Genomic DNA, 20,617 nt, shown 5'->3' with positions numbered 1-20,617 from the left:
ATTCCGAAGGAACTTAGTTCGAGTGAAGCAAGTGGTCAGGCGGACTTGCGGCGCTTGACGTCGTGGGCGATCATCGTGGGCGCCGCCTTCTTTGTCACGACCTCTTCCGTGATCACGACGCTCGCGACGTCGTCGCGGCTGGGGAGATCGAACATGACCGGCAGCAGGACTTCCTCCATGATGGCGCGGAGCCCGCGGGCGCCGGTGCCACGCTCCAGAGCCTGGTCGGCAATGGTGTTGAGGGCCTCGTCTTCGAAGATGAGCTCGACGCCGTCGAGCTGGAACATCTTCTGGTACTGCTTGACGAGGGCATTCTTCGGTGTGGACAAGATCTGGATCAGCGCGGCACGGTCCAGGTTCGAGACGGTCGTGATGACCGGCAGCCGGCCGATGAATTCCGGGATCAGTCCGAACTTGAGGAGGTCTTCCGGCATGACCTCACCGTAGGAATCCGTGGTGTTCTTGACCTCGTTGAGCGGGGCGCCGAAGCCGATGCCCTTGCGTCCGGAACGCGAACCGATGATGTCCTCGAGCCCGGCGAACGCGCCGGCCACGATGAACAGCACGTTCGTGGTGTCGATCTGGATGAATTCCTGGTGCGGGTGTTTGCGTCCGCCCTGCGGCGGGACCGAGGCCACAGTGCCTTCGAGAATTTTCAGGAGCGCCTGCTGCACACCTTCGCCCGAGACGTCCCGGGTGATGGAGGGGTTTTCGCTCTTGCGGGAGATCTTGTCGATCTCATCGATGTAGATGATGCCCTGTTCGGCCTTCTTGACGTCATAGTCGGCGGCCTGGATGAGCTTGAGGAGGATGTTCTCAACGTCCTCGCCGACGTAGCCGGCCTCCGTCAGGGCCGTAGCGTCGGCCACGGCGAACGGCACGTTGAGGCGGCGGGCGAGGGTTTGGGCCAGATAGGTCTTGCCGCAGCCGGTGGGGCCGATCAGCAGGATGTTGGACTTGGCGATCTCAACGTCGTCGTGGTGCACGCCGTCGGCGAGGCTGCCGCTCTTGGGCGCGTGGCCGGCCTGGATCCGCTTGTAGTGGTTGTACACCGCGACGGCGAGCGACCGTTTGGCCGGTTCCTGGCCAATCACGTATTCCTGCAGGAAATCAAAGATTTCGCGGGGCTTGGGCAGCTCGAAACTGCCCAGGTCAGCTACTTCCGCGAGTTCCTCTTCGATGATCTCGTTGCAGAGTTCGATGCACTCGTCGCAGATGTAGACGCCGGGCCCGGCAATGAGCTTGCGAACCTGCTTCTGGCTCTTTCCGCAGAAAGAACACTTCAGCAGATCAGTGCTCTCGCCAATCCGAGCCATGTGTGAACCCCTTTAGTAGCTTGCTGCTGCCTGTGACATGTTCCACTCTAGGTCACTTTGGGCCCGTTGGGTGGAAAGCTGACGCCGGTGCGGCCAAGTAAAAGTGCCGCACCGGCGTCGCGAATTGCTGATTAGCGCGAGATTGCCTGGGGCTTGATCTTGCGGGAATCGAGGACCTGGTCAATGAGGCCGTACTGCATGGCCTCGGCGGCCGTAAGGATCTTGTCCCGCTCGATGTCGTTGTTGACCTGCTCCGGGGTACGGCCGGAGTGCTTGGCCAGCGTGTCCTCCAGCCAGGACCGCATGCGCATGACCTCGGCGGCCTGGATCTCCAGGTCCGAGGCCTGCCCGCCCTGTCCGCCGGACAGTGAGGGCTGGTGGATCAGGACGCGGGCGTTCGGCAGCGCGAGGCGCTTGCCCGGCGTGCCGGCCGCGAGCAGCACAGCGGCGGCGCTGGCCGCCTGGCCGAGGCAGACGGTCTGGATCTCCGGCCGGATGTACGTCATGGTGTCGTAGATCGCGGTCATGGCAGTGAAGGAGCCGCCCGGGGAGTTGATGTAGAGCGTGATGTCGCGGTCCGGGTCGGTGGACTCGAGCACCAGCAGCTGGGCCATCACGTCGTCCGCCGACGCGTCGTCAACCTGGACGCCGAGGAAGATGATGCGGTCCTCGAACAGCTTGGTGTACGGGTCCTGGCGCTTGAAGCCGTAGGGGGTGCGCTCTTCGAACTGGGGCAGCACGTAGCGGCTGCTCGGCAGGTTGCCGGCAGTCGAACCGAAGTTGTAGTTCATGTTCATTGCTCCTGAATTCATTGCTGTCTACCTGCCGGTCAGTTCTCGGTGGCCGTGGCAGCGCCGCCGCTGCTGCCGGAGCCGTTGGCGTTGGTTCCGCCGCCGCCGGCCACAGATCCGGCGTGCGCCGCGATCTTGTCGAAGAAGCCGTATTCCAGGGCTTCCGAGGCCGTGAACCACTTGTCGCGGTCGTTGTCCTTGAGGATGGTGTCCACACTCTGGCCGGTCTGGTCAGCGGTCAGTTCGGCCATGACCTTCTTCATGTGCAGGATCAGTTCGGCCTGGATCTTGATGTCCGACGCCGTGCCGCCGATGCCGCCGGAGGGCTGGTGCATGAGGATACGGGCGTTGGGGGTGGCGTAACGCTTGCCCTTGGTGCCGGAGGAGAGCAGGAACTGGCCCATGGACGCGGCGAGGCCGGTGGCAACCGTGACAACATCGTTCGGGATGAACTGCATGGTGTCGTAGATGGCCATGCCGGCGGTGACGGAGCCGCCGGGTGAGTTGATGTAAAGGTAGATGTCCCTTTCAGGATTCTCCGCCGAGAGCAGCAGCAGCTGGGAGCAGATCGCGTTGGCGTTATCGTCGCGGACCTCGGAGCCGAGCCAGATGATGCGCTCTTTCAGCAGGCGGTTGTAAATGTAGTTATCCTGGGCTGCCGGATCGACAGTAGCCATCCTGGGTGCCCCTGCTTGCTGTGACATATGTACTTACCTCTCGCTGGCGACGGTGACGCCACTGGACGACATCACTGAACTTTCCTACAGCGACACTAACCGTTTTCACGCCCGCTTTGTTCGCTGGCGCGGGGCTGTTCGCTGACGGCGCACGATTGCCGGGAGCGCAGAAGCGGGGTCGCTGATGCGCCGCCTCCGCGGCTTTCATCCGACCATGGCAGCAGGGCCCGGCCGGCAGTCGCGGGCTTAAAACGAACGGCCCCCGGATCGGTGATCCGGGGGCCGTCAGCGCGAATGCTAGAACTTCACTGCTGCGGGGTCATCGCTGGGCGTGGCCTCGGTGGCAGCGTCTTCTGCGCTGGCCTCTTCCTCAACGGACTCGGCGGCCGGGGCTGCCTCGTCGCCGGGGCGGACGAAGTCGCTCAGGTCAACCTTGTTGCCCTCGGAGTCCGTAACCTCGGCCTGGCCCAGGACGACGGCCAGTGCCTTGCGGCGCCGGACCTCGGAAACCATCATGGGAACCTGGCCGCTCTGATCGATGATCTGGGCGAACTGGTTCGGGTCCATGCCGTACTGGCTGGCGGTGGTCACGATGTAGTCGATCAGCTCGTTCTGGCTGACGTTGACTTCCTCCTTCTCGGCGATGGCGTCAAGGATGACCTCGTTCTGGAAGGCACGCTCGGTGTTGGCCTTGACCTCGGCGCGGTGCTCCTCGGTGTCGTGCTCGCCTTCGCCGTGGGCGTTTTCAGCGTTGAAGTGCTGCTCAAGCTGCTCTTCGACGATCGATGCCGGGACGGGAACCTCGACGAGCTCAACGAGCTTGTCCAGGACCTTGTCGCGGGCCTCGACGCCCTGTTCAACAACCTTGGACTCGGCGGCCTGCTTGGCGAGGTCCTCACGGAGTTCGGCCAGGGTGTCGAATTCGCTGGCGAGCTGGGCGAAGTCGTCGTCGGCGACGGGGAGCTCGCGCTCCTTGACGGCCTTGACGGTGACCTTGACCTGGGCGGACTCGCCGGCGTGCTCGCCACCGACCAGCGTGGTGTCGAAGATGGCGTCCTCGTCGGCGCTGAGGCCGGTGACGGCCTCGTCGAGGCCTTCGAGCATGGTGCCGGCGCCAACCTGGTAGGACAGGCCGGAGGCGGAATCAACGTCGGCGCCGTCGATCGAGGCTGCGATGTCGATCGTCAGGAAGTCGCCATCGGCGGCCGGACGGTCCACAGACTTCAGCGTGCCGAAGCGGCCGCGGAGCTCGTCCAGGGCCTTGTCGACGTCGGTGTCCGAGGACTCGGCGGCGGCGACCTCAACCTTGATGCCGGCGTAGTCCGGCAGTTCGATCTCGGGGCGGATGTCAACTTCGGCGTGGAACTTGAGTTCGCCGTCGGTGGCGGACGGGTCCGGCACCTCGGTGATCTCGACCTCGGGACGGCTCAGGGGGCGGATGCCGGTTTCCTGCACCGCGGCCTGGTACCAGCCGTTGAGGCCTTCGTTGATGGCCGTCTCGAGGACGTAGCCGCGGCCAACGCGCTGGTCAATGAGCTTGGAGGGGACCTTGCCCTTGCGGAAACCGGGGACCTGGATCTGCGAAGCAACAGTCTTGTATGCCTCTGCGATGCTGGGCTTCAATTCCTCAAAGGGGACCTCAACATTGAGCTTGACCCGCGTGGGGGTGAGGTTCTCGACAGCGCTCTTCACAGTCTAAGTACTCCTGGTGTGGGGGGTATGGGGTTCTGCATTGCCACGTGCTGGCAGTGCTTGCAGAGTCGGGGTGACAGGATTTGAACCTGCGACTTCCTGCTCCCAAAGCAGGCGCTCTAGCCAAGCTGAGCTACACCCCGTAAGTGCACAGAACAGTCTACGGTCATACTGAGCCGATTTGCACATTTGACACCGGGGCCCTGAATTGGGTTTAGTTGTATCCGGCTTGAACAGCCGACCGGAAGTTTTGCTGGAGTTCCAGTAAGTTCCCGGGGACGTAGCTTAATGGTAAAGCCTCAGTCTTCCAAACTGATTACGCGGGTTCGATTCCCGTCGTCCCCTCGGAAATATGACGAAAAAAGCCCCTCTGCGGAGGGGCTTTTTTGTGTCGGCTTCACGCCGCGCAGAGAGGGCCACAGGACACCACCGGCGGATGCGGTCCGGGGGCACTTTGACACGGACGCGCCGCGGACACCGGACCCGAGGGCCGGAATCGTGTCCAAAGGCGCCCCGGGCGGCGAGCCTCGGTGACTGGGTGTGGGTCAAGCCTGCTGGCACCGCGGACACCAGTACAGTTTCCGCGCAGCCATTTCCGTGAGCGCCACGGGCGTGCCGCAGTCACGGCAGTCCAGCCCGTGCCGCCGGTAGACGAAGTGCGCGTGGTCCGGGTCCGGCAGCGCGGCCCCGTTCCAGTACCGCGGCGGCGTGGTGATGATCCGGCCGTCCCGGACGCCGTCGGACATCATCGCCGCGGTATCGTCCCAGAGCCGGCGGGCCGCGGCCGGTGACAGTTCGGCCCCGGGCAGCCAGGGGTTGAGCCGCTGCCGGAACAACAGCTCGGCCCGGTAGACGTTCCCGACGCCGGCAATGACCTTTTGGTCCATGAGCAGCCCCGCGACCGGTGTGCGTTTGGCCGCCACCGTGGCGATGAATGTGTCCCGGTTGTCTATCCGGTTACGCAGCGGGTCAGGGCCGAGCCGCGCCAGCACCGCCGCCGCCTCCGCTTCCGTGATCGCCTCGCACGTGGTGGCACCGCGCAGATCCGCCCAGCCGTGTCCGCCCACCAGCCGGACGCGGACGGCGCCAACCGGTTCCGGCGGCCCTTCGTATGCAGACGACGCAGCCGCAACACCGACCGGTTCAGCCGGGCCGCCGTCGTCGTAGACCTCCCGCTCCCCCACCTTCCGGGGCGCACCGATGCTGGAGGCGCCGCGGAAGCTGGCGTCGCCGCCGAAATCCCAGGCGCCGTAGAGGCCCAGGTGGACATGCAGGAGAAGCCCGTGCTCGAACTCGAGGAAGAGGTGCTTGCCGTGCGCGGTCGCGGAGGTCATGACGTGGCCGTCCAGCAAGGCGGCGCCCGGGGCGAACCGCCCCTGCGGGCTCGAGACCCTCAGCCTCTCCCCCGCGAAAACGTCACCGAACTGGCGCGCCAGCCGGTGGACGGAGTGCCCTTCCGGCACTAGTCGACGACCTCGCCGGTGCGCTCGTACGTGGCGATCTTGCCGATCCTGCGGACGTGGCGCTCGTCGTTGCTGAACGGCTCCGTCAGGAAGGCCTCGATGATGTCAGTGGCCTCTTCGACGCTGTGCTGGCGGCCGCCGACGGCGACGACGTTGGCGTCGTTGTGTTCCCGGGCGAGCTGCGCCGTGGACAGGTTCCATGCCAGCGCGGCGCGGACGCCCTTGACCTTGTTTGCTGCGATCTGCTCGCCGTTGCCCGAGCCGCCGAGGACGATGCCCAGGGCATGGGTTCCGGCTTCCTGGTCCGCGACAACAGCGAGGGCGGCGTTGATGCAGAACGAGGGGTAGTCATCCAGGGCGTCGTAGACCTTGGGTCCGTGGTCCACCACCTCGTAGCCCTTGGCGCTGAGGTGGCTGACAAGGTGGGCGCTGAGCTCCATGCCGGCGTGATCGGTGGCAATGTGCACGCGGGGGAAGTCAGAATTGGTCACGGCTGTTCCGTTCAGTTGCGGCGCCAGACGGCGGCCGGGGGCGGGTTGGGGTCTGATCCAAGCGTACTAGGCCGAGTCTTCCGGGACGGTGCTCCCGCTGGTCGGAGGCCTCACCGGACTATCGTGTTACACAGAGGCCTGTTCTTGCCAACCGGGCGCCGATGCGGCCGTCCCTCTGCCGCACCGCCCCGATTGCTCCTAGAATGGCGCCAATGGATCCCGTCACACCGGCATACGCCCGGCTCCGCAGCGCCGTCACTGAACTCCTCAACGCCCACGACCTGGCCGGCGTCATAGCCCACGGGGCTCCGGACACAGAGTACGACCCGGAGATGGAGGACTTCGCCGCGCTGATAACGGCCGGCGGGGCGATTACGCCGGAGGCTGTGGCCGCAGTCTGGCACAAGTGGTTCGGTGACCCTTCAGAGCCACCGGGCCAGCCGACCCCGGGCATGGACGCCCTGGCGGCCGACTTGCAGGCTGTTCAAAGCGGCTTCCTTCAGTACTAGCCGTGCGGTACTGGCTGCCGGCGGGCTACACGGCGGGCGTCTCGCCGTTCCGCCGGGCCCGGTCCGCCACCCGGGACAGCGTTTGGGCAATGTTGTCCGCCGCGGTGGCGCTTCCGCCGCTCACCGCCAGCCGGCGCCCGTCCGAGCGGTCGATGACCACCGCGGGGCCGCTGCTGACCAGCATCGCCGTGGTGTTGCCGTGGATCCGGTATCCCCACCCGCCATAGTCCGCCGCGGTGACGTCCCTGGGCGTGGCGGCGTCGATGGCCGCGGCCGGAACATCCATCACCCGGACGAACCCTGCTGCGAAGACGTGCAGGCCGCTGCGGTCCACCCGGATCCTGGCCACCAGGAACGCCGCCACCACCAGGGCCGCAGCCACCAGGAGTACGGACAGCCACGGCACGGCAATGGTGAAAAGGGCGGCAGGCAGCAGCGTCGCGATGCCCAGCATGACGAAGATCGAGCTGCGGGCGTGGACCCAGAGGCTTACCCGGTCCCTGGCCAGTTCCGGATCCTGTTCGCGTTCGAGGGCCTGGCGCATGCCGAGGTCGTCATCGACAGACCAGCGTTCGTCTGCCTTGAAGACCATGCCCATGACGAAGCCCATGGCGAGGGCTGCACCGCTTCCCAGGGCCAGGACCGAGGCGTCCACATGGGAGCCCCGCGCGTCGGGCAGTCCCAGCTGGCCCACGAGGGCGGCGGCGAGGACGGTGGTGACGAAGAGGCTCAAGGCAAACCCGGCGCCCATCATGATCCGGCGCATCATCACAGGCCTGGACAGCGGCACGGCCTGCAGCAGCACGGCCCAGCCCACCACTACGATCAGCGCGGCGCTGGCGCCCACGAAGACGCCGAACGGCGCGAAGTCCACGGCGCCGGCGTCGGTCCAGCGGACGGCCAGCGGCTCGGGCAGCTCAGGGCGCAGCAGAAGCGCGCACACCACGAATCCGGCCGCCAGCACCATGGGGAACCCGATGGCAAAACGCATGGCCCTGACATCGACCGAGTCCCGAAGCTTTCCCATACTCCAACGCTACCCCGGCCGCGCCTGCCGCGACGGGAGGTATCGGCGCAGGCCAGGGTCCGACCCGGTGCCTCAGCGCGGATTCCGGGACGCGACGCTCAAGGCACCGTTCAAGGACAAAGGGAGCGGGCTAACTTGCCACGGGCCGCTGACGTGAAAGAATAATTTCACAGTATCGTCGGCGGCTGCGGCCGGCCGGCAGTATCCATCTTCTTCTGGAGGCCCCTTTGCCCGGTATGAACCTGACCCGCGCCGAAGCCCGCGAGCGCGCCGCCCTGATCGACGTCGACTCCTATGAGGTCAGCCTTGACCTGACGCGCGGCGATAAAGTGTTCGGCTCCACCACTGCCGTGAAGTTCCGGGCCAAGCCGGGCTCGTCGACCTTCATCGACGCAGTGACCCACGCCGTGCACAGCGTGAGCCTCAACGGCCGCGAACTGGACCCGGCCGAGGTCTCCGACGGGATCCGCATCCAGCTCCCGGACCTGGCGGCCGAGAACCACCTGCTCGTGGTTGCCGACGCGCCCTACATGAACACCGGCGAAGGCCTGCACCGCTTCGTGGATCCTGTGGACAACGAGGTCTACCTGTACACCCAGTTCGAGGTCCCGGACTCGCGGCGCATGTTCGCCGTCTTCGAACAGCCCGACCTCAAGGCCAGCTTCACGTTCACCGTCACCGCCCCCTCGCACTGGGATCTCGTCTCCAACTCCCCCACCCCGGTGCCGGTTCCGACCCTCCCCGGCGAGGACGGGGGCGCCCGCTCCGTCTGGGAGTTCACCCCCACTCCGCGGCTCTCCTCCTATGTCACCGCCCTGATCGCCGGGCCGTACCAGTCGGTGCGCAGCGAGGTCACCTCGGCGGAAGGCCGGGTCACTCCCTTGGGCATCTTCGCCCGCAAGTCGCTCATGCAGTACCTCGATGCCGAGAACATCTTCGAGCTCACCCGGCAGGGCTTCGAATTCTTCGAGGCCCAGTTCGGCTGCCCGTACCCGTTCGAGAAGTATGACCAGCTCTTCGTGCCCGAGTTCAACGCCGGTGCCATGGAAAACGCCGGGGCGGTCACCATCCTGGAAGGCTACGTCTTCCGCGGCAAGGTCACCGACGCCCAGGTGGAACGCCGCGCCATCACCGTGCTGCACGAGCTCGCGCACATGTGGTTCGGTGACCTCGTGACGATGCGCTGGTGGAATGACCTCTGGCTCAACGAGTCCTTCGCCGAGTACATGTCCCACCTGGCCGCCGTGGAGAACACCGAGTTCGACCACGCCTGGACCACCTTCGCCTCCGTGGAGAAGTCCTGGGCGTACCGGCAGGACCAGCTGCCCACCACCCACCCGATTTTCGCCGAGATCAACGACCTCCAGGATGTCGAGGTGAACTTCGACGGCATCACGTACGCCAAGGGCGCCTCGGTGCTGCGCCAGCTCGTGGCCTGGGTGGGCCCGGAGGAATTCATGTCCGGGGTGCGCGAGTACTTCAGCAAGCACGCCTGGCAGAACACCGAGCTCAGCGACCTCATGGCCGAACTCGAGAAGGCCAGCGGCCGTGACCTCGAAAAGTGGGGGCAGCTCTGGCTGGAGACCGCCGGCGTCAACACCCTGACGCCGGAGATCTCGGCCAACGCGGACGGCACCATCGGCTCCTTCGCCATCGTGCAGTCGGCGATCGAGAGCGAGCCGACGCTGCGCCCACACCGCCTGGCCGTCGGCTTCTACAACCTCAACGGGGCCGGCAAGCTGGAGCGCGTGCACCGGGTGGAGCTCGACGTCGACGGCGAGCGCACCGACGTCCCGGCCCTGGCCGGCCTGGCCCAGCCGGACCTGGTCCTGCTCAACGACGACGACCTCGCCTACGCCAAGGTCCGCCTGGATCCGAAGTCGCTCGCCACCGCGACGGCCCACCTGAAGGACTTCAGCCAGAGCCTCCCCCGCACCCTTGTCTGGGGATCGGCCTGGGACGCGGCGCGCGACGGCGAATCCCCGGCCCGCGGGTACGTGGACCTGATCCTGGCCAACATTGCCGAGGAATCCGATTCCTCCGTGATCCTGGTCCAGCTCCGGCAACTGGCCACCACGCTGACCTTCTATGTGGCCGAGGAGCACAAGGAGGCCACGGCCGTGGCCGCCACCGATAGGCTCTGGGATCTCGCCTCGTCCGTGCCGGCAGGTTCGGACGCCCAGCTGCAGTTCGTGAAGTCCTACGCCCTGCTGGCCCGCAGCGCTGGCCAGCTGGACACGGTGTCCGGGCTGCTGGACGGCTCGCTCACCCTCGACGGGCTGAGCGTGGACCAGGACCTGCGCTGGGAGCTGCTGGCGTCCCTCGTGGCAGGCGGCCGCGCCGGGCAGGAACGGATCGACGAGGAACTGGGGCACGACAACACCTCCAACGGCCAGAACGCGGCGGCCCTGGCCAAGGCCGCCATCCCCACTCCGGAAGCCAAGGCCGAAGCCTGGGAGTCGATTGTGGTCAAGGGCGATCTGTCCAACGCCCTGCAGGGCTCCGCGGTGGCCGGTTTCACCCGGGTCCTGGACACGTCCCTGCTGGAGCCGTACGCCGAGAAATACTTCGAAGCCGTCCCGGGCATCATGGCCAACCGCACCCACGCGCTCGCCTCGCAGATCGTCGTCGGGCTCTACCCGGCCCAGCTGACCACGCAGGCCACCGTGGACCGGACGGATGATTTCCTGGCCTCGCTTCCGGAGGACAGCTCGGCGCTGCGCCGGATGATGCTGGAGAACCGCGACGGCGTGGAACGCTCCCTGCGGGCCCGCCAGGCCGACGTCGACTAGGAAAGTCACCGTTGCCCCGGCAATCCTGGAACCCCGGCGCCGCCCCCGTGCGGCGCCGGGGTTCCGGCGTTCTAGGCTGGAGTCATGAGCCTTGACGAACACCGCTACGCACTGACCGTCCGCTGGACCGGGAACCTCGGGGCCGGGACCTCCACGTACCGCGGCTACTCACGCGACCACGACGTCGAGATCCCCGGGCTGCCGGTGTTGCGCGGCTCCGCCGATCCGACCTTCCACGGGGACCGGGAGCGCTACAACCCCGAACAGCTGCTCCTGGCCGCGCTCTCGCAGTGCCACATGCTCTCCTTCCTGCACGTGGCCGTGAAGCACGGGGTGGTGGTGACGGCCTATGAGGACCGCGCCGAGGCCCTGATGCGGACCAACCGGGACGGCAGCGGGCAGTTCGAATCCGTCACGCTGAAGCCCAGGGTGACGCTGGCGGGACCGGCGGCCCCGGATCTCCTGGAGGAGCTTCACGTCGAGGCCAACAAGGTCTGTTTCATCGCCCGCAGCGTCAATTTCCCGGTACTGCACCAGCCCACGGCCGTGGTGGAGGGCCAGCCGGACTGACCACGTTCCGCCTCCTCCGACTCGGCGTCGGCGAGTTGACGCGTTTCCTCCAGGTAGGCGGCAAAGGGAACCGGCTCGCCGACGGCGTTCAGCGCCCCGGTGGTGCCGTTTTCGGCGGCGGTGAGGATCCAGGACGCGAGGTCGCGGACGTCGATGATCTGGGTGGCGTTGGCGGGGATGTCCGGAACCAGGACAGGATCGTCGTCCCGGGCAAAACGGGCCGGCCAGTACCCGTAACGGTCGGAGCCGTCCCCGGGTCCGCCGATCAGGCCGGCGCGGCAGAGGTGCGCCGTGTCCCCTGCCAGTTCCCGGGTCCAGTGCTCGATCGCGGACTTGGCTTCCCCGTAGTTGTCCATCGTCAGTTCCGTGCCCGGAGCCAGCGCTGGGAGCAGCTCAGCGTCTTCGGCGGCGCCGGCCACAGAATGGTCCGCGTAGACCGAGCAGCTGGAGATGAAGGTCCAGTGCCGGGCCGAGCCGGCCAGCGCCTCTAGCGCCTCCCGCGCCTGGTCAGGGTCCCGCGAAACGTCGACGACGGCGTCCCACGCGCCGCTGCCGGCGGCCCCCTCGTAGGCGGCCTTTCCCTGCGTGCGGTCCGCGCGCAGCCAGGCGGCGCCGTCGGGCGGTGCGGAGGCCGTGCCACGCGCGAGACAGGTGACGTCGTGGCTGGCGGCCAAGGCCTGCCGGGCTATTTCGGCTGAGAGGAAGGCGGTGCCGCCAAGGACCAGGATGCGCATGGGGCCACGCTACGGCGCTAATGTTGACGTAGACCAGAGTGTTATGCGCCCGGCGAACGCCGGCCGCCTATCCGGATGCCCAGCCCCGCTGGCGGCAGCCGGGGACGAAGCAACAAGGAGTTTTCCCCCACCGATGATCAGCCTGACCACCATCGAACCAATCACCGCTCAAGAAATCGCCGCCGTCAATCTGCCGGGCGCCCTGATAGCCCTGGGGATCGGCGTCGCCGTGTGGCTGCTGGCGTCCTTCGTGATCGCCGGAATCACCAAGCGTGTCGCCGAGGGCAGCACATTCTTCAAGAAGCGGCATTTCCGCTGGGTGTCCCCCGCTCTGCGGGCACTGGACCACGAGCGCCGGGTCCAGCGGGCCCACACCATTGGCGCACTGCTCAACAGCGTTGTCGGCGTCCTGGTGGCCGTCCTCACCATCGTGTACGTGCTCAAATACCTGAACGTGGACATTGCACCGCTGCTGACCAGCGTCGGTATCCTCGGTATCGCCATCGGCTTCGGCGCCCAGCAGCTGATCCGCGACTTCCTGGCCGGCATCTTCATCACGCTCGAGGACCAGTACGGGATCGGCGATGTCATCGAAACCTCCGAGGTTGTGGGCACGGTGGAGGCCATGAACCTGCGGATCACGCGCGTCCGCGCGGATGACGGCACCATCTGGTACCTGCGCAACGGCGAAATCCTGCGCGTGGGCAACCGTTCCCAGGGCAATTACATCGCGCCGTCTGCCCTGCCGGCCGAAGAGGCCGATGCCACGCCCCAGCAGCAGGCCGGAGAATAGAGCCATGACGATTCCCAGCGCCGGCGAACCACGCCAGCCCAGGCAACTGCTGCAGAACGATCCGTTCAGCCAGCCCGGCTACACCGACAACTTCTATGACGCCGTGGGTGGCCACAAGACTTTCGTGAAGCTCGTCGACGTCTTCTACGACGGCGTCGCGACCGATGCGCTGCTGCGCGCCATGTACCCGGAAGAGGACCTCGGCCCGGCCAAGCGGCGCTTCCTGATGTTCCTGGAACAGTACTGGGGCGGGCCCACCACCTACGGCGAGGAGCGCGGGCACCCCCGGCTGCGGATGCGCCACATGCCGTTCCGGGTGACGCCGGAGGCCAAAGAACGCTGGCTGTTCCACATGCGCGCCGCGGTGGACGCCCTGGAGCTGCCGCCGTTGTACGAGGGAACGCTCTGGGACTACATGGAGCGGGCGGCCCTGTCCATGGTGAACAGCCCGTCGGAGGCCTGAGCGCGGACGGTGTCTGGAGCTTGCCTGAAGCTTTTGCTGAAGCTTCCTAGAGACCCGTGCCGGTCCGGACCAGCACGTGGCCGCGGGTGCCGCTGAGCCGGAACCAGCGTCCGGCCCGGTACAGCCTTTGTTCGCCGTCGAACAGGAAGCCCAGGGTCAGCCCGGCGAAAGCGGCGCCGGCCGGCAGGCCGCCGGCGTCGGGCAGTTCCCGGCCCCAGACCGTGGCCCGGGCGTTGTTGACGATCAGCGCCCCCGGCTTGTCCGGGATGAGCGCGGCGATCTCCCTGATGCCGGCCTCGGCGGCGGCCCGCAGTTTGCTGTCCTGAACGGTGCCGAGCAGTTCCCAGCCGGCCCGCGGCGCCCCGATCCCGGCCCACGACTCGCTGACGGTCACCGGCGGGACGGGAAGTTCGACGTCGTGCTCCCCCGCCCGCGCCAAACGGTCCAGCACGGCGGACAGCGGCACTGTCACGTCAGTGTGCGCCGGCTGTGCCAGCGCCATGGTCCGCAGCCCCAGGATGGTGGGCGTGGATTCACCCAGGAGCCGGGGCCGCAGGACGCAGACGTAGGCGGCCAGGACCGGGCCAGCGGCCTGGAGCCGGATGGCGCCGTCGTCAATGGACTTGGCGCGCGTGGCGAAGGTGCGCAGGTCATCGAGATCGCGGGGATCGGAGAACTGCAGGGGCTGGGTTAGGACATCAGACACACTACCGACTCTACCGGCTGCGCTTCTTTGGAGCGGCGCCCCATTTTTGAGCAGTGTCACAGTGCCGTCTAGAGTCAGACCATGACTGAAGCCGAAGCCGGACTGGGGCTCCCGACCCAGAACCCCACCTCCTCGCTCATCCAGCTCCTCAACCTCGGCGAGCTCGAGGGCGCGCGGACGGACGAGGACATCTTCATGGGTCCCTCCCAGCAGCAGCCCGGGCAGCGCGTCTTCGGCGGCCAGGTGCTGGCGCAGTCCCTGATCGCCGGCAGCCGCACCGTCGACCCGGACCGCAGTGTCCACTCCATGCACGGGTACTTCCTCCGCCCGGGAGACGCCAACCAGCCGATCACCTTCGGGGTGCAGCGCCTGCGCGACGGCCGGTCGTTCTCGGCCCGCCGCGTCCACGCCTACCAGGACGGCATGCCCATCCTGTCGATGATCGCGTCCTTCCAGGCCGAGGACGAGGGGATCGAGCACCAGTCCGAGATGCCCGCCGGGATCCCGGACCCTGAATCGTTGCCCAGCACCGCGGACCTGCTGGGCCAGGTCGACCATCCCGTGGCCCGGCACTGGGCCTACGAGCGGCCGTTCGATATCCGCCACGTCGATCCCGCGCTGTATGTCTCGGCCAAGGGGCCCAAGGAGGCACGCAACGCCGTCTGGATGAAGACCTTCGGCCCCATGCCCGACGACGCCGGCCTGCACCGGGCCGCCCTGGCCTACGCAAGCGACTACACCCTGCTGGAGTCCGTCCTCCGCAGGCACGGGATGAGCTGGATTACGCCCGGGATGTCCGTGGCGAGCCTGGACCACGCGATGTGGTGGCACCGGCCGGTCAGGGTGGACGACTGGCTCCTGTACGTCCAGGAGTCCCCCAGCGCCCAGGGCGCCCGGGGCCTCGCCACCGGCAAGATCTTCAGCCGGGACGGCCGGCACGTCGCGACGGTGGCCCAGGAAGGCATGGTCCGCGTCCCGAACGACTTCAAGAACACCGTGAACGGCGCCGTGCGGGCCGCCGTCTAATCCAGAGTGCTGCAGCACCAGATGCGCAAGGCCGAGCGTAGCTAGCTCGCCCGTCCGCTGGCCGGCACGAAGACTCCCAGGGCACACAAAAGCCGGCTCCTCACGCTGAACTGCAGCGCGGGGAGCCGGCTTTTTCGTGGCGCTGTAAGCCTTGCGGGCTTAGTCGCGGGTGAGGCGGCGGTGCGTGACGCGGTGCGGCTTGGCCGCGTCCGGGCCCAGGCGCTCCACCTTGTTCTCCTCGTAGGACTCGAAGTTGCCCTCGAACCAGTACCACTGGGACGGGTTCTCCTCGTCGCCTTCGTAAGCCAGGATGTGGGTGGCCACCCGGTCCAGGAACCAGCGGTCGTGCGAGACCACCACGGCGCAGCCCGGGAATTCGAGCAGGGCGTTTTCGAGGCTGCTGAGGGTTTCGACGTCGAGGTCGTTAGTCGGTTCGTCGAGCAGCAGCAGGTTGCCGCCCTGCTTGAGGGTCAGCGCCAGGTTGAGGCGGTTGCGCTCACCACCGGAGAGCACCCCGGCCTTCTTCTGCTGGTCCGGGCCCTTGAAACCGAAGGCGGCCACGTAGGCGCGGGACGGCATTTCGACGTGGCCGACCTGGATGTAGTCGAGGCCGTCGGAGACGACTTCCCAGAGGGTCTTGTTCGGGTCGATGCCGCCACGGCTCTGGTCGGCGTAGGAGATCTTGACGGAATCGCCGATCTTCAATTCGCCGCCGTCGAGCGGTTCCAGGCCCACGATGGTCTTGAAGAGCGTGGACTTGCCGACGCCGTTGGGGCCGATGACGCCGACGATGCCGTTGCGGGGCAGGGTGAAGGACAGTCCGTCGATCAGGGTGCGGTCATCGAAGCCCTTCTGGAGATCCTTGGCCTCCAGCACGAGTCCGCCGAGGCGCGGTCCCGGCGGGATCTGGATCTCTTCGAAGTCGAGCTTGCGGGTGCGGTCGGCCTCGGCGGCCATTTCCTCGTAGCGGGCCAGACGGGCCTTGGACTTGGTCTGGCGTCCCTTGGCGTTGGACCGGACCCATTCGAGTTCCTCAGTCAGGCGCTTGGCCTGCTTGGCGTCCTTCTTGCCCTGGACTTCCAGGCGGGCGCGCTTCTTCTCCAGGTACGTGGAGTAGTTGCCCTCGTACGGGTAGAGGTGGCCGCGGTCCACTTCGGCGATCCACTCGGCCACGTGGTCGAGGAAGTACCGGTCGTGGGTGACGGCGAGGACGGCGCCGGGGTAGCTGGAGAGGTGCTGCTCGAGCCACAGCACGCTCTCGGCGTCGAGGTGGTTGGTGGGCTCGTCGAGGAGCAGCAGGTCCGGCTTCTGGAGCAGGAGCTTGCAGAGGGCGACGCGTCGGCGCTCACCACCGGAGAGCAGGGTGACGTCGGCTTCCGGCGGCGGGCAACGGAGGGCGTCCATGGCCTGTTCCAGCTGGGAATCGAGGTCCCAGGCATCGGCGGCGTCAATCGCTTCCTGCAGCTGACCCATTTCCTCAAGGAGGACATCGTAGTCAGCGTCGGGGCTGGCCATTTCCTCGGAGATCTCGTTGAAGCGCTGGATCTTGCCGATGATTTCGCCGACGCCTTCCTGGACATTGCCCAGGACAGTCTTGTCTTCGTTCAGCGGCGGCTCCTGCAGGAGGATGCCTACCGAGTAGCCGGGGCTGAGCCGGGCCTCGCCGTTGGAGGGAGTGTCCAGGCCTGCCATGATCTTCAGAATGGTGGACTTACCGGCACCATTCGGGCCGACAACGCCAATCTTGGCCCCCGGGAAGAAGGACATGCTTACGTCGTCAAGGATGAGTTTTTCGCCGACAGCCTTACGGGCCTTGGTCATTGTGTAGATAAATTCCGCCATGCCTACAAATCTAGTGGTTCGGCCGGGATAACTCACATTCCATAAGCCGCGATGCGCCCCCGGGACGGCCCGGTTGCCGCTGCCGTTGCCGTTGCTGTCGCTTCATTGGCCCCGGCTGCACCGGCCGCCGTGCCCGGCCGTTCCCGGCCATGGAGGATCGGTTCAGTCCTGGACGCCCACGAGGCAGCCGCCCGAGGCCAAGATCGGCACCACGCTGACGGCGACGCTGCCGTGGCGGATCTGGGCAACGACGCAACTCCTGCCATCTCGCACACCGGCCTCGACGGCGTCGGCAGCCAGGCCCGTGGGTGTCCGGCTGGCGGTGACTTCCACGTCGCCGGCTGGGATCCCGGCGTTGACCAAAGACTCGCGGATGCCCGCTGTTTCGGGCTGGCCCCCGCCGCGGACGGCGGTGTCCAGGACCGACTCGACCTTGGATTTCATGTCGGGCCCGGATGTCCCGGCCCCGCCGCCGCGCGCCTGCCCAGCCGGGGGTGGGGAAGCTGCGGAAGTCGCGCCTTCAGAATGCCCGGCTCCAGAGGCCTCGACTCCGCTGCCGCCGGTCGGCGTCGCCCCAGCAGAAGCGTTGGGGAGAAGCACGAGCAGGAGCACGAGCAGGAGCGGCACGACGGTTGCGGCCCCTGGAACTTTCCTGCCGCCGCGGCGGCGTTGGGCCCCGCCCGTGGCGGTAGTAGCCGCCCCCGGTTCCGCAGCGGCGGCCGCCGCGGGTCCTGCGCCGATGCTGGCATGTTGCATCCGGCCATCTTGCCACGCTGTGGTGCCCGGTCCGGCGTCCTGGGTATGGTCCACCGGCCCACGGGATTCAGGCTGCGGCCCCTTTCAGTTCGCCGGTTTCCTGGTCCACCTCCTCTTCCTCGCCACTCGCGTCACTGATGAAGGTGGCACGGGGCCCGCCGTCGTCATCCCCGCCAGCATCACCGTCTGTGTCCCCGGCTGTATCCCCTGGCTGGGTCTGGGGTCCGCCGTCATCGCCGTCCCCACTACCGGGTGCACCAGGGGCACCGGAGCCGGCGGCCGCCTGGATTCCGGTTCCGGATGAGCGGATGAAGTTGGCAGTGCCCCACATGAGGTCGTGGCCGACTGACTCCGCGTTAATTTCGGCGTCGTGGTAGACCCTGCCGTCCTTTTCCCAGCTGCGCATCTTCAGCCGGCCAACCACGATGACCCGCTGGCCTTTCTTGATGCTGCAGCCGATGTTGCCGGCCAGTTGCCGGTATCCCTGGACAGTGAACCAGTTGGTGTTGCCGTCCACCCAGGTGCTGGAACCGCGGTCGTAACGGCGCTCGGTGGCGCCGAACCGGAAGGACGCCGTGGCCACGCCACCGGGGGTGGTTGCGCTTCTGATCTCCGAGGCGACGAAGCCACGGACCGTAATGTTGTCGCTCATTCTCATGTCCTGTCTCGAATTGTCGTGCCCAGCCGGGCAGTTCCAGCTTCCCGCCGCGGGCCGCCGCCGGGGAGGGCCCGGCTGTGCCATGTGGAAAACTTCCTGCAGTGGCGATGGTGGTGTGTTGAATGGTCCGGGCCGCAGGACCGGCCACCGTCCAGGGTTGACCGGTTGACCCCCACCGGCCGTCCGGCACTGTAAACTTTTTGAGGCGTCCCCCGGCAGCGGCCGGTGGGTGCCACCGTGCCCCAGTAGCTCAGGGGATAGAGCAGCGGCCTTCTAATCCGCCGGTCGGGGGTTCGATTCCCTCCTGGGGCACAAGAGAGCGGCTCTGACCTGCGACAACGCAAGGGTCAGGGCCGCTTCCCATTTCAACCAGAACGTCAGATCCACTTGTTGTGCTTGAACGCCAGGAACAGGATCCCGCCCATGACCACCATGAGTCCGAGTGCCATCGGATAACCGAAAATCCAGTCGAGCTCAGGCATTGCGCGGAAGTTCATGCCGTAGATCGACGCGATCAACGTCGGCGCGAACAGGATCGCAGCCCACGACGAGATCCGCTTGACTTCCTCGTTTTGGGCGAAGCTCGACTCCGTCAGGAGCCGCATTTCGTCGTTCTGCCGCTGCGCCACAAGGGCTGCGTTGACGGCCAACGCATTTTGCAGCAAGGCACGGAAGGCAGACACCCGCTCCCCCAGCCTGATGGCGTGATCCAGGACGTCGCGGAAATGGTCCTGCAGTTCGGGGTTCGGCACCCCGTCCGGTCCGCTGCCCATAAGGGCCTGCAGGATTCCAGCCAGAGGGGCCGTCGCACGCTGGAACGTGATGACCTGGCGGGAGAGCTCATAAATCCTGCGCGACACCCCTGGATCGGCGGCGAACAGGTCATCTTCGATTTCATCGATGTCGTTTTCCAGCCCCGCGGCCACCGGCTCATACTCGTCCACCACCTGGTCCAGAATCGCGTACAAGACCGCATCCGGACCGAGCGCCAGGAACTCCGGCTCGGACTCCATGCGCCGGCGCACCCGGGCAAGATCGGGAGACTCTGCCCGGCGGACCGTCACCACAAAGTCCGGCCCGGCGAACACATGGATCTCGCCGAACTCGACCTTCTCCACTTCGTCCAGATAGCGGGCGGGCCGCAGAACCAGGAACAAAGTTTCGCCATAGTGTTCCAGCTTGGCGCGCTGGTGGCCGGCGAGCGCGTCCTCCACGGCCAGGTGGCTGAGGTCGAATTCCTCGGCCACCGAGCGCAGCTCATCAGGCTCCGGCCGGTACAGCCCGATCCAGGCCATGCCCTGGCGCTGCCGCAGGAGAAAATAGGTCTCCTCGAGGCCTTCCGGGTCGGCGGTCCGGTGACCGTCCACGTAGACGGCGTTATCAATAATGGTCACGGCCGCGCCTCCTCTTCAAGGCAATCCCTTGGCTGTGACGTTATACCGTGCCCGGGCCGGTGCCAACAGGCCGCCCTGGCCCACAACCGCCTTCGGATTGCCGGGGACAATGAGAGCGCGACGGCGCTCGCCCGGACCCCGGCCGGCAAAGTTTCCGGCGTGGGCGGTGCGTCCGACCGGCGCGCCCAACTGCCAGGCCACTCCAACCCATCAGCACGCTTAGTATTGAATGGACCGGGAGGCCGCAAGAGAATGTCTATGCGCCCTGCCCGCAATCGAAAGGTACGGCCGCTATGACCGAGACACCCCGAAGCTTCGACACCAACAATGCCGACGACGCCCTGACCACGCAGCCCCCGGGCGCCGCTGACGCCACGTCCGGGACAGGTTCCGGGACCTCCGAGGTTGAAACATCCCGTTCAGGGGTGCCCGCGGCGCGCACTGAAACTTCCCGTGCAGACGTACCGGCGCCGGCCCCCGCCCCGGAAGCCCGCCAAGTCACCCGCGCGGGAATGGTCTGGGCCGCGGTTGCCTGCGCGCTGGTGGTGCTCATCGTGCTCATCGCCTTCATCCTGCAGAACCAGGAATACGTGCAGGTGAAGTTCTTTGGCCTCGAAGGATCGGTCCCGCTCGGCATGGCACTGTTCATCGCGGCCGTCGGCGGCGGCGTGCTGGTCGCCATCGCCGGAGCCGCCCGCATCATCCAACTGCGGCTCGCCGCGCACCGTGTCCGCCGCCAGGCCAGCGGCACCAACCTCCGTGGGTAATACAGCTGATATGTAGGAGTTCTTTGTCAAGAGGGCAAGGGTGAGCGGTCCAAGGCTGGTTTGTCTTGGACCGCTCTTTTGTGTCCGTTCCCTGGCCTGATCTGGATGGCTGGCGCGTCGTGAACGACGGCGCTGTCAGACTGATATGCG

The 20,617-nt window shown here is 66.8% G+C and carries 20 protein-coding genes and 3 tRNA genes; 9 read left to right on the top strand and 14 right to left on the bottom strand.

Annotated features, from left to right (window positions below; genetic code table 11):
• Positions 1-35: 35 nt before the first annotated feature.
• From clpX to AC1DEM_RS15060, 5 genes are all read right to left on the bottom strand, one after another.
• A complete protein-coding gene (gene clpX, locus AC1DEM_RS15080; RefSeq protein WP_229993382.1) occupies positions 36-1,316 on the bottom strand; it encodes an ATP-dependent Clp protease ATP-binding subunit ClpX in 1,281 nt (426 codons plus the stop codon).
• A gap of 131 nt (positions 1,317-1,447) precedes the next feature.
• On the bottom strand, positions 1,448-2,107 hold the full coding sequence (locus AC1DEM_RS15075) for an ATP-dependent Clp protease proteolytic subunit (protein ID WP_264357398.1): 660 nt from the start codon (positions 2,105-2,107) through the stop codon (positions 1,448-1,450).
• A 38-nt stretch (positions 2,108-2,145) separates the two neighbouring features.
• Positions 2,146-2,784 carry an ATP-dependent Clp protease proteolytic subunit gene (locus tag AC1DEM_RS15070; protein ID WP_476885122.1) on the bottom strand — a complete coding sequence of 213 codons (639 nt, stop codon included), beginning with the start codon at positions 2,782-2,784 and terminating at the stop codon, positions 2,146-2,148.
• A 297-nt stretch (positions 2,785-3,081) separates the two neighbouring features.
• Positions 3,082-4,476 carry a trigger factor gene (tig, locus tag AC1DEM_RS15065; protein WP_476885121.1) on the bottom strand — a complete coding sequence of 465 codons (1,395 nt, stop codon included), beginning with the start codon at positions 4,474-4,476 and terminating at the stop codon, positions 3,082-3,084.
• A 68-nt stretch (positions 4,477-4,544) separates the two neighbouring features.
• Positions 4,545-4,619, bottom strand: a tRNA-Pro gene (locus tag AC1DEM_RS15060).
• A gap of 131 nt (positions 4,620-4,750) precedes the next feature.
• Here AC1DEM_RS15060 and AC1DEM_RS15055 point away from each other — a divergent pair.
• A tRNA-Gly gene (locus AC1DEM_RS15055) sits at positions 4,751-4,821 on the top strand.
• 200 nt (positions 4,822-5,021) lie between these two features.
• Here the strand turns inward: AC1DEM_RS15055 and AC1DEM_RS15050 are convergent.
• Entirely contained in the window at positions 5,022-5,939 is a 918-nt protein-coding gene (locus tag AC1DEM_RS15050; protein ID WP_476885120.1) for an Fpg/Nei family DNA glycosylase, read from the bottom strand.
• Positions 5,939-6,430 (bottom strand): ribose-5-phosphate isomerase, encoded by a 492-nt coding sequence (locus AC1DEM_RS15045; protein ID WP_476885119.1) that lies wholly within the window; start codon positions 6,428-6,430, stop codon positions 5,939-5,941. The genes AC1DEM_RS15050 and AC1DEM_RS15045 overlap by 1 nt, the downstream gene beginning before the upstream one ends.
• 212 nt (positions 6,431-6,642) lie before the next feature.
• Between AC1DEM_RS15045 and AC1DEM_RS15040 the strand changes: the two genes are divergently transcribed.
• A complete protein-coding gene (locus AC1DEM_RS15040) occupies positions 6,643-6,939 on the top strand; it encodes a hypothetical protein (RefSeq protein WP_476885118.1) in 297 nt (98 codons plus the stop codon).
• A 25-nt stretch (positions 6,940-6,964) separates the two neighbouring features.
• Here AC1DEM_RS15040 and AC1DEM_RS15035 read toward each other — a convergent pair whose 3' ends face one another.
• The gene (locus tag AC1DEM_RS15035) at positions 6,965-7,966 is read right to left on the bottom strand and encodes a hypothetical protein (RefSeq protein ID WP_476885117.1); all 1,002 of its coding nucleotides are present in this window, start codon (positions 7,964-7,966) and stop codon (positions 6,965-6,967) included.
• A gap of 236 nt (positions 7,967-8,202) precedes the next feature.
• On the opposite strand from AC1DEM_RS15035, the gene pepN reads away from it, so the two are divergent.
• Positions 8,203-10,758 carry an aminopeptidase N gene (gene pepN / locus AC1DEM_RS15030; protein ID WP_476885116.1) on the top strand — a complete coding sequence of 852 codons (2,556 nt, stop codon included), beginning with the start codon at positions 8,203-8,205 and terminating at the stop codon, positions 10,756-10,758.
• An 84-nt stretch (positions 10,759-10,842) separates the two neighbouring features.
• On the top strand, positions 10,843-11,328 hold the full coding sequence (locus tag AC1DEM_RS15025; protein ID WP_476885115.1) for an OsmC family protein: 486 nt from the start codon (positions 10,843-10,845) through the stop codon (positions 11,326-11,328).
• Here AC1DEM_RS15025 and AC1DEM_RS15020 read toward each other — a convergent pair.
• Entirely contained in the window at positions 11,232-12,062 is an 831-nt protein-coding gene (locus tag AC1DEM_RS15020) for an NAD-dependent epimerase/dehydratase family protein (protein WP_476885114.1), read from the bottom strand. The two genes, AC1DEM_RS15025 and AC1DEM_RS15020, sit on opposite strands and share 97 nt — an antisense overlap.
• A gap of 133 nt (positions 12,063-12,195) precedes the next feature.
• Between AC1DEM_RS15020 and AC1DEM_RS15015 the strand changes: the two genes are divergently transcribed.
• Positions 12,196-12,855, top strand: coding sequence for a mechanosensitive ion channel family protein (locus tag AC1DEM_RS15015; RefSeq protein WP_476885113.1), 660 nt, complete (start codon positions 12,196-12,198; stop codon positions 12,853-12,855).
• Between the two features lie 4 nt (positions 12,856-12,859).
• Positions 12,860-13,318: a globin gene (locus AC1DEM_RS15010; protein ID WP_476885112.1), complete on the top strand. Its 459-nt coding sequence runs from the start codon at positions 12,860-12,862 to the stop codon at positions 13,316-13,318.
• 46 nt (positions 13,319-13,364) lie between these two features.
• Here the strand turns inward: AC1DEM_RS15010 and AC1DEM_RS15005 are convergent, their stop codons facing one another.
• Positions 13,365-14,024, bottom strand: a complete 660-nt coding sequence (locus AC1DEM_RS15005) for a DUF8185 domain-containing protein (RefSeq protein ID WP_476885111.1) — start codon at positions 14,022-14,024, stop codon at positions 13,365-13,367.
• An 81-nt stretch (positions 14,025-14,105) separates the two neighbouring features.
• On the opposite strand from AC1DEM_RS15005, the gene AC1DEM_RS15000 reads away from it, so the two are divergent.
• Positions 14,106-15,050 carry an acyl-CoA thioesterase gene (locus AC1DEM_RS15000; RefSeq protein ID WP_476885110.1) on the top strand — a complete coding sequence of 315 codons (945 nt, stop codon included), beginning with the start codon at positions 14,106-14,108 and terminating at the stop codon, positions 15,048-15,050.
• A gap of 159 nt (positions 15,051-15,209) precedes the next feature.
• Here AC1DEM_RS15000 and ettA read toward each other — a convergent pair whose 3' ends face one another.
• The 3 genes from ettA to AC1DEM_RS14985 all read right to left on the bottom strand — a co-directional run bounded on the left by ettA (position 15,210) and on the right by AC1DEM_RS14985 (position 18,300).
• Positions 15,210-16,892: an energy-dependent translational throttle protein EttA gene (gene ettA / locus AC1DEM_RS14995; protein WP_476885109.1), complete on the bottom strand. Its 1,683-nt coding sequence runs from the start codon at positions 16,890-16,892 to the stop codon at positions 15,210-15,212.
• A gap of 162 nt (positions 16,893-17,054) precedes the next feature.
• Positions 17,055-17,648 (bottom strand): DUF6993 domain-containing protein, encoded by a 594-nt coding sequence (locus tag AC1DEM_RS14990; protein ID WP_476885108.1) that lies wholly within the window; start codon positions 17,646-17,648, stop codon positions 17,055-17,057.
• Between the two features lie 67 nt (positions 17,649-17,715).
• Positions 17,716-18,300 (bottom strand): single-stranded DNA-binding protein, encoded by a 585-nt coding sequence (locus AC1DEM_RS14985; RefSeq protein WP_476885107.1) that lies wholly within the window; start codon positions 18,298-18,300, stop codon positions 17,716-17,718.
• A 245-nt stretch (positions 18,301-18,545) separates the two neighbouring features.
• On the opposite strand from AC1DEM_RS14985, the gene AC1DEM_RS14980 reads away from it, so the two are divergent.
• A tRNA-Arg gene (locus AC1DEM_RS14980) sits at positions 18,546-18,618 on the top strand.
• 65 nt (positions 18,619-18,683) lie between these two features.
• Here AC1DEM_RS14980 and AC1DEM_RS14975 read toward each other — a convergent pair.
• On the bottom strand, positions 18,684-19,700 hold the full coding sequence (locus AC1DEM_RS14975; protein WP_476885106.1) for a magnesium and cobalt transport protein CorA: 1,017 nt from the start codon (positions 19,698-19,700) through the stop codon (positions 18,684-18,686).
• Positions 19,701-19,993: 293 nt separating this feature from the next.
• Between AC1DEM_RS14975 and AC1DEM_RS14970 the strand changes: the two genes are divergently transcribed.
• Positions 19,994-20,467 carry a LapA family protein gene (locus AC1DEM_RS14970; RefSeq protein ID WP_476885105.1) on the top strand — a complete coding sequence of 158 codons (474 nt, stop codon included), beginning with the start codon at positions 19,994-19,996 and terminating at the stop codon, positions 20,465-20,467.
• Positions 20,468-20,617 lie beyond the last annotated feature (150 nt).

The sequence above is a fragment of the Arthrobacter sp. 05T420 genome, assembly GCF_056396305.1.
This window is presented reverse-complemented; position numbering and strand designations above follow the sequence as displayed.

What these genes read in the sequence shown, in the direction of transcription:
- clpX (WP_229993382.1), bottom strand. Translation starts at nt 1,316, where the DNA reads ATGGCTCGGATTGGCGAGAGCACTGATCTGCTGAAGTGTTCTTTCTGC.
- AC1DEM_RS15075 (WP_264357398.1), bottom strand. Translation starts at nt 2,107, where the DNA reads ATGAACTACAACTTCGGTTCGACTGCCGGCAACCTGCCGAGCAGCCGC.
- AC1DEM_RS15070 (WP_476885122.1), bottom strand. Translation starts at nt 2,784, where the DNA reads ATGGCTACTGTCGATCCGGCAGCCCAGGATAACTACATTTACAACCGC.
- AC1DEM_RS15040 (WP_476885118.1), top strand. Translation starts at nt 6,643, where the DNA reads ATGGATCCCGTCACACCGGCATACGCCCGGCTCCGCAGCGCCGTCACT.
- AC1DEM_RS15035 (WP_476885117.1), bottom strand. Translation starts at nt 7,966, where the DNA reads ATGGGAAAGCTTCGGGACTCGGTCGATGTCAGGGCCATGCGTTTTGCC.
- pepN (WP_476885116.1), top strand. Translation starts at nt 8,203, where the DNA reads ATGAACCTGACCCGCGCCGAAGCCCGCGAGCGCGCCGCCCTGATCGAC.
- AC1DEM_RS15025 (WP_476885115.1), top strand. Translation starts at nt 10,843, where the DNA reads ATGAGCCTTGACGAACACCGCTACGCACTGACCGTCCGCTGGACCGGG.
- AC1DEM_RS15020 (WP_476885114.1), bottom strand. Translation starts at nt 12,062, where the DNA reads ATGCGCATCCTGGTCCTTGGCGGCACCGCCTTCCTCTCAGCCGAAATA.
- AC1DEM_RS15015 (WP_476885113.1), top strand. Translation starts at nt 12,196, where the DNA reads ATGATCAGCCTGACCACCATCGAACCAATCACCGCTCAAGAAATCGCC.
- AC1DEM_RS15010 (WP_476885112.1), top strand. Translation starts at nt 12,860, where the DNA reads ATGACGATTCCCAGCGCCGGCGAACCACGCCAGCCCAGGCAACTGCTG.
- AC1DEM_RS15000 (WP_476885110.1), top strand. Translation starts at nt 14,106, where the DNA reads ATGACTGAAGCCGAAGCCGGACTGGGGCTCCCGACCCAGAACCCCACC.
- ettA (WP_476885109.1), bottom strand. Translation starts at nt 16,892, where the DNA reads ATGGCGGAATTTATCTACACAATGACCAAGGCCCGTAAGGCTGTCGGC.
- AC1DEM_RS14990 (WP_476885108.1), bottom strand. Translation starts at nt 17,648, where the DNA reads ATGCAACATGCCAGCATCGGCGCAGGACCCGCGGCGGCCGCCGCTGCG.
- AC1DEM_RS14985 (WP_476885107.1), bottom strand. Translation starts at nt 18,300, where the DNA reads ATGAGCGACAACATTACGGTCCGTGGCTTCGTCGCCTCGGAGATCAGA.
- AC1DEM_RS14970 (WP_476885105.1), top strand. Translation starts at nt 19,994, where the DNA reads ATGACCGAGACACCCCGAAGCTTCGACACCAACAATGCCGACGACGCC.